We start from the raw sequence: 14,337 nt of genomic DNA, 5'->3' as shown, positions 1-14,337 counted from the left end.
CATCTGTCATGCGGCACCCCGGACGTCCGGCACTGCCGCCCCGACGGCCCCCCGCGCGACGATGACCGTCATGACGACGCAGACAGCACCCGTGGTCGACTTCGACCAGGTGAGCAGGAACTTCGGGAACGTACGGGCCGTGGACGGCCTCACGCTCTCGCTGCGCCCGGGGGAGACCGTGGCGCTGCTCGGACCCAACGGAGCCGGCAAGTCCACCACCCTCGACCTGCTCCTCGGCCTCAAGCAACCCGACAGCGGCGCCGTCCGCGTCTTCGGGGGCACCGCGCGCGAGGCGATCGTCGCCGGCCGGGTGGGCGCGATGCTGCAGAGCGGCGGACTGATGGACGAGGTCACCGTCGCCGAACTCGTCGGCCTCGCCTGCGCCCTGCACCCCAGGCCGTACAAGGCCTCCGACGTGATGGCCCGTGCGGGCATCGCGCAGATCGCCTCCCGCAAGGTGAACAAGCTCTCCGGCGGCCAGGCCCAGCGCGTCCGGTTCGCCCTCGCCACCGCAGGCGACAGCGACCTGATCGTCCTGGACGAGCCGACCACCGGCATGGACGTCACCGCCCGCCAGTCCTTCTGGGCCACCATGCGCGAGCAGGCCGACCAGGGCCGCACCGTCCTGTTCGCCACGCACTACCTGGAAGAGGCCGACGCCATAGCCGACCGGGTGCTGGTCCTGCACCGGGGCCGTCTGCTGGCCGACGGCACGGCGGCCGAGATCAAGGCCAGGGCGGGCGCGCGGCGGATCTCCTTCGACCTGGAGGGCGAGACCGACGAACGGGCCCTGCGCGAGCTGCCCTTCCTCACCGCCCTCACCGTGTCCCGCAACGACTCCGCCGCGGGGTCCGGGCACACCGTGCGCATCCAGTCCGCCGACGCCGACGCCACCGTCCACGCGCTGTACGGACTCGGCCTCTACCCCCGCAACCTCGAAGTCGCCGGGCTCGGCCTGGAGCAGGCCTTCGTCGCCATCACCGCCGCCGAGGAGGCGAAGACCAAGTGAACAACCTGATCAAGCTGGAGCTCGCCCGCGCCCTGCGCAACCGCAAGTTCCTGTTCTTCTCGGTGATCTACCCGTCGGTCCTGTTCCTGCTGATCTCCAGCACCTCCGGCGCCACCACGAAGGTCGACGGGACCGGCCTGACCCTCCCGACGTACATGATGGTCTCGATGGCCTCCTTCGGAGCTCTCACGGCCGTCCTGATGGGCAACAGCGAGCGCATCGCCAAGGAGCGCGAGAACGGCTGGGTGCGGCAGCTGCGGCTGACCACGCTCCCGGGCCGCGGATACGTCCTCGCCAAGACCGCCGCCGCGGCCGTGGTGAGCCTCCCGTCCATCGTCGTGGTGTTCGTCTGCGCCGCGGTCCTGAAGGACGTGCGGCTGGACGCCTGGCAGTGGGGCGCCCTCACCGCCGCGATCTGGGCCGGCAGTCTCGTCTTCGCCGCCCTCGGAGTCGCGATCGGCTACCTCGCCGACGGGGACGCCGTCCGCCCGATCACGATGATCACGTACTTCGGGCTGTCCATCCTCGGGGGCCTGTGGTGGCCCACGGCCACCTTCCCGGCCTGGCTGCGGGACATAGCCGAATGGGTCCCCACCCACGCGTACGCTGCGCTGGGCCAGGCGATCGAACAGAGCCAGGCCCCGCACGCCAGGGACATCGCCGTCCTGGTCGCCTTCTTCGCCCTGTTCACGGGCGGCGCGGCCTGGCTGTACCGGAAGGACACGCTGAAGGCGTGAGCGCCATGACGGAAGACCAGTCGTACGAGGCCCGGCGGGAGTCCGGGATCCTGCCGGGCCTGGCGGCCCGCAACCGGCGCGACCTGTGGCGCCGCAAGCTGCTCTGGATCGGCGTCTGGCTGGTCTTCCTCAGCTCGCCGGTCCATGACCTCGTCTCCGGGAACCACACCGCGGGCGCCACCGCGGCGGGCTGGCTGGGCCTGGCGGTGTTCGTCGCCCTCTATCTCTGCCTGCTGTTCCGCAACATGGGGGACGTGCCGTTCGTCCCGAAGCTCGTCGGCTCCCTGATCGGCTCCATGGCGGTGCTCGCCACCGTCCTGAGCCTCACCCTGGGCTCCGCCTGGCTCGGGCTGTACTGCTACGTCTCCGTGGCCTGCGGGAGCGTGCTCCCGCTGCGGGCGGCGTTCTGGACGATCCCGGGCACCGGCGCGGTCATGCTCCTCGTCGGCCTGCGCCGCGACGAGGAGGAGGCCCTCAACCTCCTCGTGCTGGTCCTGCTCATCGGGTTCGCCATGACGGGCGTGAGCCAACTGGTGCGGACGACGGTGGAGTTGCGCAAGGCCCGTGCGACGGTCGCCCAACTGGCGGCCAACGAGGAACGGTTGCGGCTGGCGAGGGACCTGCACGACCTGCTGGGCCACTCGCTGTCCCTGATCACGCTCAAGAGCGAGCTCGCCGGCCGCATGCTCCCCGGCCACCCCGACAAGGCGGCCCAGCAGGTCGCCGACATCGAACAGGTCAGCCGTCAGGCCCTGGTGGACGTGCGCGAGGCGGTCACCGGCTACCGCCGCCCCCGGCTGGCGTCCGAACTGGCGGGCGCGCAAGTCGCGTTGACGGCAGCCGGCGTGGTCGCCGCGATCCCCGCGGAACCGGACCTGGAGGGCGTCCCCGAGGAGAGCGAGTCCGCTCTGGCCTGGGCGCTGCGCGAGGCGATCACCAACGTCGTACGGCACAGCGGCGCGACCCGCTGCACGGTGGACGTCGTACGGCGTCAGACCCTCGACGGCCCGGTCGTCGAGCTCTCCGTCGAGGACGACGGCTCCGGCGGCCCGGGCAAGGGCTTCGGCAACGGTCTCACCGGCCTCACCGAACGGCTGGAGAAGGCGAGCGGCGCCCTGGACGCGGGCCGCCTGAAGAGAGGCTTCAGGCTGACCGCCCGCGTCCCGGCCGGCCCCGCCTCCCGCATAGGATCCCGCTCATGACCGGTGGCACGATCAAGGTCCTGCTTGCCGAGGACCAGTCGATGGTCCGCGAGGCCCTGGCGGCCCTGCTCGGCCTGGAGGACGACATCGAGGTGGTCGCCCAGGTGGCGCGGGGCGACGAGGTCCTGGCGGCCGCCCGTGCCCATGACGTCGACGTGGCCCTCCTCGACATCGAGATGCCGGGCGCGACCGGCCTCGAGGCCGCGGCTCAACTCCACCGCCACCTGCCGCGGCTGAAGCTGGTCGTGCTCACCACGTTCGGCCGCCCCGGCTATCTGCGCAGCGCGATGGAGGCCGGCGCCGACGCGTTCCTGGTCAAGGACGCCCCGGCAGCCCAGCTCGCCGAGGCGGTCCGCAAGGTCCTCGCGGGCGAACGGGTCATCGATCCCACCCTCGCGGCGGCGGCCCTGGCGGAGGGCGCCAACCCGCTGACCGAGCGCGAGCGGGAGGTCCTGCGGGCGGCGGCCGACGGCTCGACCAACGCGGAACTGGCCGCCGCGCTGCACCTGTCCCCGGGCACGGTCCGCAACTACCTGTCGACGGCCATACAGAAGCTCGCGGTGCGCAACCGGGCGGAGGCGGTCCGCACGGCCAGGGAGAAGGGCTGGCTGTGAGGCCCGGGCCGCAGCCCGGCTGACCGGGGCGGAGGGGTTCGCGGGACCGCGCGGCGTCAGTTCAGGAGGGCCCGTGCGGCGAACGCCTCCTTGCGCACCCGCTCCGCCATCGCCTCGTCCACCACCTCCACCAGCGACGCGTACTCCTCCAACTCGACGGCCCCGCCGACGAAGTCGCCCCGCTGAACCAGCAACTGGCCTCTTTCGTAACGAAGTCGGGCCGGGTGCGAGGGTACGGCCAGCCCCAGCTCGACGGCCCACAGGGCGACGTCGGAGCGTTCCGGACGGGCCGCGGCCCAGGAGCGGACGTTGTTCAGGATGCGCACCACCACGTCCAGCGGCTCCGCCGGTTCCAGCATCGACGGCTCCAGCGGCGCCCCCGTCGCCCCGGCGACCAACCGCTCCGCATCGCCGCCGGTCAGCAGGCGGCCCCCGTCGAAGGGGTCGACGAGCACCTGGCGCTCGATGTCCCCGGGCGGCCCGAACCCCACCACGAAGTGCCCGGGCAGCGCGACCCCGTGGACCGGGGCCCCGGCCCTCCGCGCCACCTCCATCCACACCACGGACAGCAGGATCGGCAGTCCCCGGCGCCGCGTGAGCACCGCGTGCAGCAGCGACGACTCCAGCCGCTCGTAGTCCGCGGCCGACCCGCCGAAGCCGTACAGCCCGCCGAGCAGATCCCGCAGCGCCACCGCCCACGCGTGCGGCCCGCCGGGCCGGAACGGCAGCTGACCCGCCAGCCGGTCCAGCTCGATCTGAGCGGCGTCCAGACCGGCCTCGTCCAGCCGCGGATCCGCCGCCGCGCCGATCAGCAGGCACAGCAGCGCCAGGTCGGGCCGCTCGGCCCTCGCCTCCTCGGCGAACCGCCGGCGCACCTCGCCGCCGTCGATCCCGCTCCCGGGCTCGCTCACGACGCCCCCGTCGAGGACCGGGGCGAGGACTCCCGCGAGGACTCCCGCGAGGACTCCCGCGCGGAGTCCCGTGAGGGTTCCGCGGACGGCTCCCGGTAGTGGTGGTAGGCGTGATGCGCGACGAAGCCCATCCCGGCGTACATCGCCCGCGCGCCCGCGTTCTCCTCCTCCACCTGCAGCCAGGCAGCCGAGGCCCCCTCCGCCAGCGCCCGCCGGGCCAGCGCGGCCATCACGGTCGTGCCGAGGCCCTCACGCCGGCGCGCCGGATCGACCTCGACGGCGGCGAACCCGGCCCACCGCCCGTCCACGACGCACCGCCCGATCGCGGCCGGCGCCCCGCCGTCCGGTCCGGGCACGGACGCGAACCACACCGACGGCCCGTCCCCGCTCCCGGCCTCGCCCGCGCGGGGAGAGCCCCCGGCCAGCACCTTCAGGGCCGCCTCACCGACCCCCTTGCGCCGATACCGCGCCAGCCACGCCCCGTCGGCCTCCCGGGCCGTCACCACGCCCCCTGCCTCCGCCCGGTCGGCGACCGGCGCCAGCGCCCCGATCCAGAGCTGAGCCGTCACCTCGCGCACCCACCCGCGCTCCTCCAGCCGGGCGCTCAGCACTTCCTCCGTGCCCTCGGCGCCCGTCGCCGTCTGCACATAGGCGGGCAGCCCGCGCCGGCCGTACCAGTCGCGTACGACGTCCAGGGCCGCGTCGAGCGGCATCCCGGGGTCGCCGAGCGGCAGCACCGAGTTGGCCCGCCGCGTGAAGCCCGCGGCGGCCCGCAGCTCCCAGCCGCCGAGCCGCTCGCTCTCCAGGGGACGCCAGGCCCGGGCGGCGACCCGGGCCAGCTCCGCGTAGGAGGCGGCGGGTCCGCGGCGGCGTGCGGGCGCGGCCGGCACGACCTTCCCGGCGACGAGCGAGGACGCGTCAACACGGACGCTTTCCCCAGTCTTCCGTGTGATCACGAGCACACCGTCGTCCCATGATGTGAGAACACCGACCGTGTCGGTGAATTTGTCCCCTATGGGCGCGGCACCGCTCAAGCGCCGCACGGAGACGCGTTTGCCCACGTCAGCGGCGGTGATGCGGACCTCCAGGCGTCCGGCGGCCGAGATTTCCACAGGTCGGTTCACCCCTCCTGTTCGGATCATGCCCAAGAACGGAGATACTAGGGGCGGGCATCGACGACGCCGCGCTCCCGCGCGCCAGGCGGCGGAGCCTGAGGAGGCCCGCCGGCGCCCTATCGAGGAGGAACGACAGCGTGACCTACGTCATCGCGCAGCCTTGTGTCGACGTGAAGGACAAGGCCTGCATCGAAGAGTGCCCGGTCGACTGCATCTACGAGGGCCAGCGGTCCTTGTACATCCACCCGGACGAATGCGTCGACTGCGGCGCCTGTGAGCCGGTCTGTCCGGTCGAGGCGATCTTCTACGAGGACGACACTCCGGAGGAGTGGAAGGACTACTACAAGGCGAACGTCGAGTTCTTCGACGACCTCGGCTCGCCCGGCGGCGCCAGCAAGCTGGGTCTGATCGAGCGCGACCATCCCGTCATCGCCGCGCTGCCGCCGCAGGCGGCCGAGTAATCCGCAGCAGCGGCCCGCACTCCGTGCCGCCTCGGTCCCGTACGGCCTGATCCCGCCCGATCGCCGTACGGGGCCGAGGCGTTTGCCGTCGTCACGAAAGTGAGCCAGCCACCGTGTCCTCCGCAGTCTCCGACCGTCTTCCCACCTTTCCCTGGGACAAGCTGGAGCCGTACAAGAAGACGGCCGCAGCGCACCCGGACGGCATCGTCGACCTCTCCGTCGGCACCCCGGTCGACCCGGTTCCGGACCTGATCCAGAAGGCCCTGATCGACGCTGCGGACTCGCCGGGCTACCCCACCGTCTGGGGCACCCCGGCTCTGCGGGACGCGATCACCGGCTGGCTGGAGCGCCGTCTCGGGGCCCGCGAGGTCACCCACCGGCACGTCCTGCCGATCGTCGGCTCCAAGGAGCTGGTGGCCTGGCTCCCGACCCAGCTCGGTCTCGGCCCCGGCGACCGGGTGGCCTACCCGCGGCTGGCCTACCCGACGTACGAGGTGGGCGCGCGACTGGCCCGCGCGCAGTACGAGGTCTACGACGACCCCACGGCCCTGGACCCGACGAACCTCAGGCTGCTCTGGCTGAACTCGCCGTCCAACCCCACGGGCCGGGTCCTGTCCAAGGCGGAGCTGACCCGGATCGTCGCCTGGGCGAGGCGGCACGGGGTGCTGGTCTTCTCCGACGAGTGCTACCTGGAGCTGGGCTGGGAGGCCGACCCGGTCTCGGTCCTGCACCCGGACGTCAACGGCGGCTCGTACGAGGGCGTCGTCGCGGTCCACTCGCTCTCCAAGCGCTCGAACCTGGCCGGCTACCGCGCTGCCTTCCTCGCGGGCGACCCGGCCGTCCTCGGCCCCCTGCTGGAGATCCGCAAGCACGGCGGCATGATGACCTCCGCGCCCACCCAGGCGGCCGTCGTGGCGGCCCTCGGCGACGACGTCCACGTCCGCGAGCAGCGCGCACGCTACGCGGCCCGGCGCGCCCTCCTGCGCGAGGCGCTCCTGTCCCACGGCTTCCGCATCGAGCACAGCGAGGCGAGCCTGTACCTCTGGGCGACACGGGGCGAGTCCTGCTGGACCACGGTCGCCGCCCTGGCCGACCGGGGCATCCTGGTGGCGCCCGGCGACTTCTACGGCGAGGCGGGCGAGCAGTTCGTGCGCGTGGCCCTCACGGCGACGGACGAGCGGGTCCGAGCGGCGGTGGACCGCCTGTAGTCCCCGCTCGCGCCGACGGGGCCCAGGGAACATCCCCGGGCCCCGTCCTGGCTCACCGCTCGGGGCGGCCGTCAGCCGAGCGGCAGGCTCTTCACCGGCAGGGTCTGCGCGCCGGGCAGCCCGCCCTTGGCGAGGGAGCCGGTCGGCAGCCCGCCCTTCGTGAGGGAGCCGGTGGGCAGTCCGCCCTTCGCGGCGGTCGACGCGGTGTTCCCGAGGAGGTCCCCGGCGGAGCCCGCCGCCTTGCCGGCCGCCTTCTGCGCCGCCGGCGCCGCCTTCTGCACGGCCTTGCCGCCGGTCTCACCCGCGAGTCCGGTCACGTTCTGCGCCGCGCCGTCCACCGTGTGGCCGACGTTCGCTCCGTCCAGGGCGGTCAGCCCGCCGAGGTTCGGAGCGGCGGGAAGGCCGGGGGCCGCACCGGCGGAGCCGGCCGCACCGACCCCGGCGGCCGCTCCTGCGGCGACGAGCAGCGCGGCGCGGGCGATCCGGCGGGTCAGGGGGAGGGACATGATGCTCCTTCGACGGGAGAGAACAAGGACTGTCTGTGACTGCTGTGACTGTCTGTCTGTCCGGGCCCGGACGCAGTGACTACCGCTCGAAGCCCGCGAAGGTTGCGCACGGCCGACGTAAAGAGTTGGCAATGCGTCGCATTATCGGATGTGGATGAAACCGGGCATAGGCCGCCCGATGTGAAAGTCCGTCAAACCCGTACGGCCCTTTGTCCTCAAGGGATTCCCGACCTGCGAGGGTGACGGCGCGAAAACCTGAGCACCCGGCCGTGCGAACGCCCCGCGCACAACCCGGCCGGGGGAAGACCCGCACTACTGTTCGGTGACGATCCGCACGCTGTCCGCCCCGCTGCCCGCCACCGTGCCCCCGGCGGCCTCCGCGCTGGTGGAACCGGTCGTCCGCCACCGGCTGTCGGTGTTCCCGGAGACCCACTCCCGGCCCGCGTACGCGACGCGCTCGATGCGCAGCGCCGAGGCGTTGGCCACCGCCCAGTGCGCCAGCTGCCAGCCGCGCTCGCCGACACTGCGCCCGCCGGCGGTGGTGTCCTCGGACACGGGGAGCGTCAGGGTCCGCCCCGAGCTCTGGGCGAGGGGGGCCTCGGCCTCGGCGGACGAGGTCTTCCCGGCGCCCGACCCCGACTGCGACCCCGTCTGCGAGCCGGACTGCGAGCCCGCCTGCGAGCCGGTCTTCGCGCCCTCCTGCCGCAGCGCGCCGCGCCCGAAGTCACGGGTCAGCGCCGCCCGCACCGCCGCCGGGCCGGTGGACGCCGTGGACCGCGAGCGGCCGTCGCAGGTCAGCGTCGCCGCCGAGGTCCCGGTCAGCGCGGCGGCCAGCAGCACCGCGTCCTGCTCGTGCTTGGCGTACGCCTCCGGGTACCCGCTGCGCTGCACGCGCTGCGCGGCCACCGTCAGCGGCAGCTCGGTGTAGTCGCGGACCTTGGCGAGGTGCTCGTAGAAGACGTCCGCCGCGTACGTCGGGTCCGTGACCTGCTGCTCGGTTCCCCAGCCCTGCGAGGGCCGCTGCTGGAACAGGCCGAGCGAGTCCCGGTCGCCGTGCGCGAGGTTGCGCAGCCCCGACTCCTGGATGGCGGTCGCGAGGGCGATGGCCACAGCCCGCTCGGGCATGGCCCGGTCGGTGCCGACGGCGGCGATCGTGGCCGCGTTCACCGCCTGCTCCGGCGTGAACTCGTACGTCCCCCCGCCGGTGTCGGCGGAGACGACCCGGCAACCGGGGTCTCCCCGCCCGCCGGAGACGTACTGGACCACGGCATAGCCCGCGACGGCGGACAGGACCACGCAGGCCGCCCCGAAACGGAGGAGGCGGCCGCGGCGCTTGGGGGAAGGCGACGGCTCTGGCACGCGTACAAGGTACTGGAGAGTACTGAGGAGCAGGAGAGGTCTGGGCACGGGCGGGGACGAGGGGCGCGCCGACCGGCGCGTTAGGGTCGACGTCATGGCCGACACCCCGCTTGACCTCACCCTGGACGCCGCGGCGCTCACCGCGTGGCTCGTCGACTTCCGTTCGGAGAGCGGCGACGAGAAGCCCCTCGCGGACGCGATCGAGACCGCCCTGCGCGCGCTGCCCCACCTGACGGTGGACCGCCTCGGCAACAACGTGGTCGCCCGCACGCACCTGGGCCGCGCGGAGCGTGTCGTCCTCGCCGGCCACATCGACACCGTGCCGATCGCCGACAACGTCCCGTCGAGGCTGGACGAGGACGGGGTGCTGTGGGGGTGCGGCACCTGCGACATGAAGTCGGGGGTGGCGGTCCAGCTGCGCATCGCGGCCACGGTCCCCGCGCCCAACCGCGACCTGACCTTCGTCTTCTACGACAACGAGGAGGTCGCCGCCGACCTCAACGGCCTCAAGCACGTGGCCGAGGCCCGCCCCGACTGGCTGGCCGGCGACTTCGCGGTGCTCCTCGAACCCTCCGACGGCCAGGTCGAGGGCGGCTGCCAGGGCACCCTGCGGGTCCTGCTGAGGACCAGGGGCGAGCGGGCCCACTCGGCGCGCGGCTGGATGGGGTCCAACGCGATCCACGCGGCCGCCCCGATCCTCGCCCGCCTGGCCGCCTACGAGCCGCGCCGCCCGGTGATCGACGGCCTGGAGTACCGCGAGGGACTCAACGCGGTGGGCGTCACGGGCGGGGTGGCCGGCAACGTCATCCCCGACGAGTGCGTCGTCACCGTCAACTTCCGCTACGCGCCCGACCGCAGCGAGGAGGAGGCCGTCGCCCACGTGCGCGAGGTCTTCGCCGACTGCGCGGTGGCGGAGTTCGTGGTCGACGACCACAGCCCCGCCGCCCTGCCCGGCCTCTCCCACCCGGCGGCGGCCGCGTTCATCGAGGCGGTCGGCGGAACTCCGCTGCCCAAGTACGGCTGGACGGACGTGAGTCGCTTCTCCGCGCTGGGCGTCCCCGCCGTCAACTACGGCCCCGGCAACCCGCACTTGGCGCACAAGAGGGACGAACGTGTGGAAACGGCCAAGATCCTGGCCGGTGAGGAGCGGCTGAGGGCCTGGCTCACCGCCTGAGCCGGACGCCCCGCCGGCGGCCGTCCGCTGCGGACACGCCGACGTCCCCCGCCGGTAACCCGCCTGGATCTACGCTGAGGCGGAACGCATGCAAGCGGAGGGAGCTCACCATGGCTACAGGGAACCCCGAGGGCAAGAAGCAGCCGCCGGACGAACGGCGTCTGGGGCCCGTCCTCCGACGGCGGGGCCAGGTGCAGGCGAGCACGACGGACCAGCGGCTGCTGGACGAGAGGGCTCCCTCGGACTGGGTGCACACGGACCCCTGGCGGGTGCTGCGGATCCAGTCGGAGTTCATCGAGGGCTTCGGCACCCTCGCCGAACTCCCCCCGGCGATCAGCGTGTTCGGCTCCGCCCGCACACCGGTCGGCTCGCCGGAGTACGAGGCGGGCGTACGGCTGGGCAGCGCCCTCGTCGACGCCGGCTGGGCCGTGATCACGGGCGGTGGGCCGGGCGCGATGGAGGCGGCCAACAAGGGCGCGAGCGAGGCGGGCGGCACGTCCGTCGGCCTGGGCATCGAGCTGCCCTTCGAGCAGGGGCTCAACCCCTACGTCGACATCGGCCTGAACTTCCGCTACTTCTTCGTCCGCAAGATGATGTTCGTGAAGTACGCGCAGGGCTTCGTCGTCCTGCCCGGCGGCCTCGGCACCCTGGACGAGCTCTTCGAGGCCCTCACCCTCGTCCAGACCCAGAAGGTCACCCGCTTCCCCATCGTCCTCTTCGGCACGGAGTACTGGGGCGGCCTGATCGACTGGCTCAAGAACACCCTGATCGCCTCGGGGAAGGCGGCGGAGAAGGATCTCCTCCTCTTCCACGTCACGGACGACGTGGAGGAGGCGGTGGCCCTGGTGTCCAAGGAAGCGGGCCGGTAAGGGAGTCCGGCCCGTCCGGCGAGTGAGCGCGACGCCGTCCAGGCGCGCGAGCGGGGCTTCGGGGCCGAGGTCCCGGCGAGGGGACGGGCGGGCGCGGCGAGGGCGCGAGAAGGCGCGGCGAGGGCTACGCCAGCCCCCGCCGCGCCACCGCGGGCGGCCGGTGCCCGGCGATCGACGCGACCATCTCCAGGACCTGCCGCGTCTCCGCCACCTCGTGCACCCGGTAGACCTGCGCCCCGAGCCACGCGGACACCGCCGTCGTGGCCAGCGTGCCGACCACCCGCTCCTTCACCGGCCGGTCCAGCGTCTCGCCGACGAAGTCCTTGTTGGACAGGGAGACCAGCACCGGCCACCCCGTCTCCACCATCTCCCCGAGCCGCCGGGTCGCCTCCAGGCTGTGCCGGGTGTTCTTGCCGAAGTCGTGCCCCGGATCGATCATGACCGACTCCCGCCGCACCCCCAGCTCCACCGCCCGCTCCGCCAGCCCCACGGTCACCCGCAGGATGTCGGCCATGACGTCGTCGTACGTCACCCGGTGCGGACGGGTCCGCGGCTCCGCGCCGCCCGCGTGCGTGCACACCAGACCGGCCCCGTACCGCGCCGCGACCTCCGCCAGCCGCGGATCGACCCCGCCCCACGCGTCGTTCAGCAGATCGGCGCCGGCCTCGCAGACCGCCTCCCCGACCTCGGCCCGCCAGGTGTCCACGCTGATGACCACGTCCGGGAAGCGCCGCCGCACCTCGGCCACGAAGCCGACGGTCCGCCGGGCCTCCTCCCGCGCGGTCACCTCCTCACCGGGCCCGGCCTTCACCCCGCCGATGTCGATGACGGCCGCGCCCTCCGCCACCGCCTGCTCCACGCGCGCGAGGGCCGGCTCGTCCCGGAAGGTCGCGCCCTGGTCGTAGAAGGAGTCGGGAGTCCGGTTCACGATCGCCATGATCACCGGCTCGTGCGCGCCGAATTCACGCCTGCCCAGCCTGAGCATCCCCTGTGACCTCTCCCGGTACGTCCTGCACATCCGCCGCCTGCGACCCTAACTGCCGGACGCGCATGGCACGATCGGACCCACACACATCCGCTCCGAGCACACCGAGTGTGGAGACCCACCGATGGTTATGTTCCTGTTCCTGGTCATCGCGCTCGCCGTCGTGGTCGCCGCGGTGACACTCGCCGTGGTGGGCGGCGGCGAGGGCGGCGGCCCGCTGCCGGAGGTCGCCCCCGAGCGCCTGCACGACCCGCTGCCCCCGGACCGGCCGGTCGACAGCTCCGACGTCGACCGCCTGCGCTTCCCGCTGACCGTCCGCGGCTACCGCATGGCGGACGTCGACGACGCCCTGAACCGCCTCGCCGCCGAACTCGCCGAGCGCGACGCGCGCATCGCCGACCTGGAGTCCGCCCTGGCCGGCGCACGGGCACCGGGCGCGCCCCACGTCTCCATGGAGAAGCACGCCCCCGAGGACCAGCGGTGAGCGACGGCGCCGCCCTCGCCGGGGCGGACGGAGCGCTGCGCTGCCCCTGGGCCCTGTCCACGCCGGACTACGTGACGTACCACGACGAGGAGTGGGGCCGACCGGTCCACGGCGACGACGCGCTGTTCGAACGCCTCAGCCTGGAGGCCTTCCAGTCGGGCCTGTCCTGGATCACCATCCTGCGCCGCCGGGCCGGCTTCCGCGCCGCCTTCGCCGGCTTCGAGATCGCCTCGGTCGCCGACTTCACCGACGAGGACCGTGAACGCCTCCTGGCCGACGCGGGCATCATCCGCAACCGCGCCAAGATCGACGCCACCCTCGCCAACGCCCGCGTGCTGGCCGGCTGGGCGGCGGGCGACCTGGACGAGCTGATCTGGTCGCACGCCCCCGACCCGGCCGGCCGCCCCGCGCCCGAGACCCTGGCGGACGTCCCGGCGGTCACGGACGAGTCGACGGCCCTGTCCAAGGCGCTGAAGAAGCGGGGCCTGCGGTTCGTCGGGCCGACGACGGCGTACGCGCTGATGCAGGCATGCGGCCTGGTGAACGACCACCTGGCGTCGTGCGTGGGGCGAAGCGCCCGCTGACGGGGGCGGGCCGGGCCCGACGGCCGCACGGCCGCCCGCCCCCCCCCACACGCACACACGCAGCGAGACGCGCGCACCGGCACGCGGACACACACCCGACGGCGGACGGCCTCAGCGGCCCAGGTACTTCGGCTTCTCCTTCTGCACGAACGCCCGCACCGCGATCGCGTGGTCCTCGGAGGCCCCCGCCCGCGTCTGCAGCTCGTCCTCCTTGTCCAGCGTCTCGGAGAGAGTGTGCGCGGACCCGTAGGCGACGGCCTCCTTGATCGCCGCGTAGGCCACCGTCGGCCCCGCGGCGAGCGCCCGGGCCACCTTCTCCGCCTCCGCGCGCAGCGCGTCCGCCGGCACCACACGGTTCGCGATGCCCAGCTCGTACGCCTCCTGGGCGTTGATGCTGCGCGGGAAGAGCAGCAGGTCGGCGGCCCGGCCCGGACCGATCACCCGGGGCAGCGTCCACGAGACGCCGGAGTCGGCGGTGAGCGCGACCCCCGCGAACGAGGTGTTGAAGGACGCCGTCTCGGACACGATGCGGTGGTCCGCGGCCAGCGCGAAGCCGAAGCCGGCGCCCGCGGCCACGCCGTTCACCGCGGCGACCACGGGCTTCGGCGCCTCGGTCAGCGCCCGCACGATCGGGTTGTAGTGCTCCGCGACCGTGCTCATGACCTGCTCCGAGCCCTCGGCCAGCAGCCCGATGTGCTCCTTGAGGTCCTGCCCCACGCAGAACGCGCGCTCGCCGGCGGCGGTCAGCAGCACGGCCCGTACGGCGTCGTCGGCGGCCGCGGACCGCACCGCCTCCCGGAGAGCGACCTTGGTCGCGACGTTCAGCGCGTTCATCGCCTCGGGGCGGTTCAGCGTGATCGTCGCGAGCCCGTCACTCACCTCGTAGAGCACGGTGTCGACCATGGCGTTTCCCCTCCGTGTCGCGGCAGGGGCGTCCTACCGGCCGGTACGCCCCCTGTACGAGGACAGCATGGCGGAGATCACCGCCCGGGGACCGGACCCGACGTGTGACCTGCGTCAAAGAATTCGGGACCGATTCCGGCGGTCGGAAGTGCGTGCGGCCGCGCAGTATCGCAGCCACATCGCCGAATTGAGTGGTTTTGCTCGCGCGCGTTGCCC

At 73.3% G+C, this 14,337-nt stretch carries 16 protein-coding genes; 10 read left to right on the top strand and 6 right to left on the bottom strand.

The window, feature by feature from the left end; genetic code table 11:
* Window positions 1-61 precede the first annotated feature (61 nt).
* Genes IE239_RS31255 through IE239_RS31240 form a run of 4 tightly spaced genes read left to right on the top strand, consistent with a single transcriptional unit; the run spans window position 62 to window position 3,562 of the window.
* Window positions 62-1,009, top strand: coding sequence for an ABC transporter ATP-binding protein (locus tag IE239_RS31255; protein ID WP_373308174.1), 948 nt, complete (start codon window positions 62-64; stop codon window positions 1,007-1,009).
* The gene (locus IE239_RS31250) at window positions 1,006-1,746 is read left to right on the top strand and encodes an ABC transporter permease (RefSeq protein ID WP_190152803.1); all 741 of its coding nucleotides are present in this window, start codon (window positions 1,006-1,008) and stop codon (window positions 1,744-1,746) included. Before IE239_RS31255 ends, IE239_RS31250 begins: the two co-directional genes overlap by 4 nt.
* Before the next feature lie 5 nt (window positions 1,747-1,751).
* Window positions 1,752-2,948, top strand: coding sequence for a sensor histidine kinase (locus IE239_RS31245; RefSeq protein ID WP_190152867.1), 1,197 nt, complete (start codon window positions 1,752-1,754; stop codon window positions 2,946-2,948).
* The gene (locus tag IE239_RS31240) at window positions 2,945-3,562 is read left to right on the top strand and encodes a response regulator transcription factor (protein WP_190152802.1); all 618 of its coding nucleotides are present in this window, start codon (window positions 2,945-2,947) and stop codon (window positions 3,560-3,562) included. The genes IE239_RS31245 and IE239_RS31240 overlap by 4 nt, the downstream gene beginning before the upstream one ends.
* Before the next feature lie 56 nt (window positions 3,563-3,618).
* On the opposite strand, the gene IE239_RS31235 is transcribed toward IE239_RS31240, so the two are convergent.
* Together IE239_RS31235 and IE239_RS31230 are read right to left on the bottom strand one after the other, a co-directional pair.
* The gene (locus IE239_RS31235) at window positions 3,619-4,473 is read right to left on the bottom strand and encodes a transglutaminase family protein (RefSeq protein ID WP_190152801.1); all 855 of its coding nucleotides are present in this window, start codon (window positions 4,471-4,473) and stop codon (window positions 3,619-3,621) included.
* Window positions 4,470-5,585 carry a GNAT family N-acetyltransferase gene (locus tag IE239_RS31230; RefSeq protein WP_190152866.1) on the bottom strand — a complete coding sequence of 372 codons (1,116 nt, stop codon included), beginning with the start codon at window positions 5,583-5,585 and terminating at the stop codon, window positions 4,470-4,472. The genes IE239_RS31235 and IE239_RS31230 overlap by 4 nt, the downstream gene beginning before the upstream one ends.
* A 140-nt stretch (window positions 5,586-5,725) precedes the next feature.
* Here IE239_RS31230 and fdxA point away from each other — a divergent pair, with 140 nt between their 5' ends.
* Both fdxA and IE239_RS31220 read left to right on the top strand, forming a co-directional pair.
* Window positions 5,726-6,049 carry a ferredoxin gene (gene fdxA / locus IE239_RS31225; RefSeq protein ID WP_190152800.1) on the top strand — a complete coding sequence of 108 codons (324 nt, stop codon included), beginning with the start codon at window positions 5,726-5,728 and terminating at the stop codon, window positions 6,047-6,049.
* 113 nt (window positions 6,050-6,162) lie between these two features.
* On the top strand, window positions 6,163-7,257 hold the full coding sequence (locus IE239_RS31220; protein ID WP_190152799.1) for a bifunctional succinyldiaminopimelate transaminase/glutamate-prephenate aminotransferase: 1,095 nt from the start codon (window positions 6,163-6,165) through the stop codon (window positions 7,255-7,257).
* 71 nt (window positions 7,258-7,328) lie between these two features.
* Here the strand turns inward: IE239_RS31220 and IE239_RS31215 are convergent, their stop codons facing one another.
* On the bottom strand, window positions 7,329-7,763 hold the full coding sequence (locus tag IE239_RS31215; protein WP_190152798.1) for an ATP-binding protein: 435 nt from the start codon (window positions 7,761-7,763) through the stop codon (window positions 7,329-7,331).
* A gap of 312 nt (window positions 7,764-8,075) precedes the next feature.
* A complete protein-coding gene (locus IE239_RS31210; protein WP_190152797.1) occupies window positions 8,076-9,122 on the bottom strand; it encodes a heavy metal transporter in 1,047 nt (348 codons plus the stop codon).
* 94 nt (window positions 9,123-9,216) lie between these two features.
* Here IE239_RS31210 and dapE point away from each other — a divergent pair, with 94 nt between their 5' ends.
* Window positions 9,217-10,296 (top strand): succinyl-diaminopimelate desuccinylase, encoded by a 1,080-nt coding sequence (gene dapE, locus IE239_RS31205; RefSeq protein ID WP_190152796.1) that lies wholly within the window; start codon window positions 9,217-9,219, stop codon window positions 10,294-10,296.
* A 110-nt stretch (window positions 10,297-10,406) separates the two neighbouring features.
* Window positions 10,407-11,165: an LOG family protein gene (locus IE239_RS31200; protein ID WP_190152795.1), complete on the top strand. Its 759-nt coding sequence runs from the start codon at window positions 10,407-10,409 to the stop codon at window positions 11,163-11,165.
* A 124-nt stretch (window positions 11,166-11,289) separates the two neighbouring features.
* Here the strand turns inward: IE239_RS31200 and folP are convergent, their stop codons facing one another.
* Window positions 11,290-12,150 (bottom strand): dihydropteroate synthase, encoded by an 861-nt coding sequence (gene folP, locus IE239_RS31195; RefSeq protein ID WP_190152794.1) that lies wholly within the window; start codon window positions 12,148-12,150, stop codon window positions 11,290-11,292.
* 124 nt (window positions 12,151-12,274) lie between these two features.
* Between folP and IE239_RS31190 the strand changes: the two genes are divergently transcribed.
* On the top strand, window positions 12,275-12,634 hold the full coding sequence (locus tag IE239_RS31190; RefSeq protein WP_190152793.1) for a DivIVA domain-containing protein: 360 nt from the start codon (window positions 12,275-12,277) through the stop codon (window positions 12,632-12,634).
* Window positions 12,631-13,218 (top strand): DNA-3-methyladenine glycosylase I, encoded by a 588-nt coding sequence (locus tag IE239_RS31185; protein WP_190152792.1) that lies wholly within the window; start codon window positions 12,631-12,633, stop codon window positions 13,216-13,218. Before IE239_RS31190 ends, IE239_RS31185 begins: the two co-directional genes overlap by 4 nt.
* A gap of 111 nt (window positions 13,219-13,329) precedes the next feature.
* On the opposite strand, the gene chcB is transcribed toward IE239_RS31185, so the two are convergent.
* Window positions 13,330-14,121, bottom strand: a complete 792-nt coding sequence (chcB, locus tag IE239_RS31180) for a 2-cyclohexenylcarbonyl CoA isomerase (RefSeq protein ID WP_190152791.1) — start codon at window positions 14,119-14,121, stop codon at window positions 13,330-13,332.
* Window positions 14,122-14,337 lie beyond the last annotated feature (216 nt).

It is taken from the genome of Streptomyces humidus, assembly GCF_014649655.1.
Classification (GTDB): Bacteria; Actinomycetota; Actinomycetes; order Streptomycetales; family Streptomycetaceae; genus Streptomyces; species Streptomyces humidus.
This window is presented reverse-complemented; position numbering and strand designations above follow the sequence as displayed.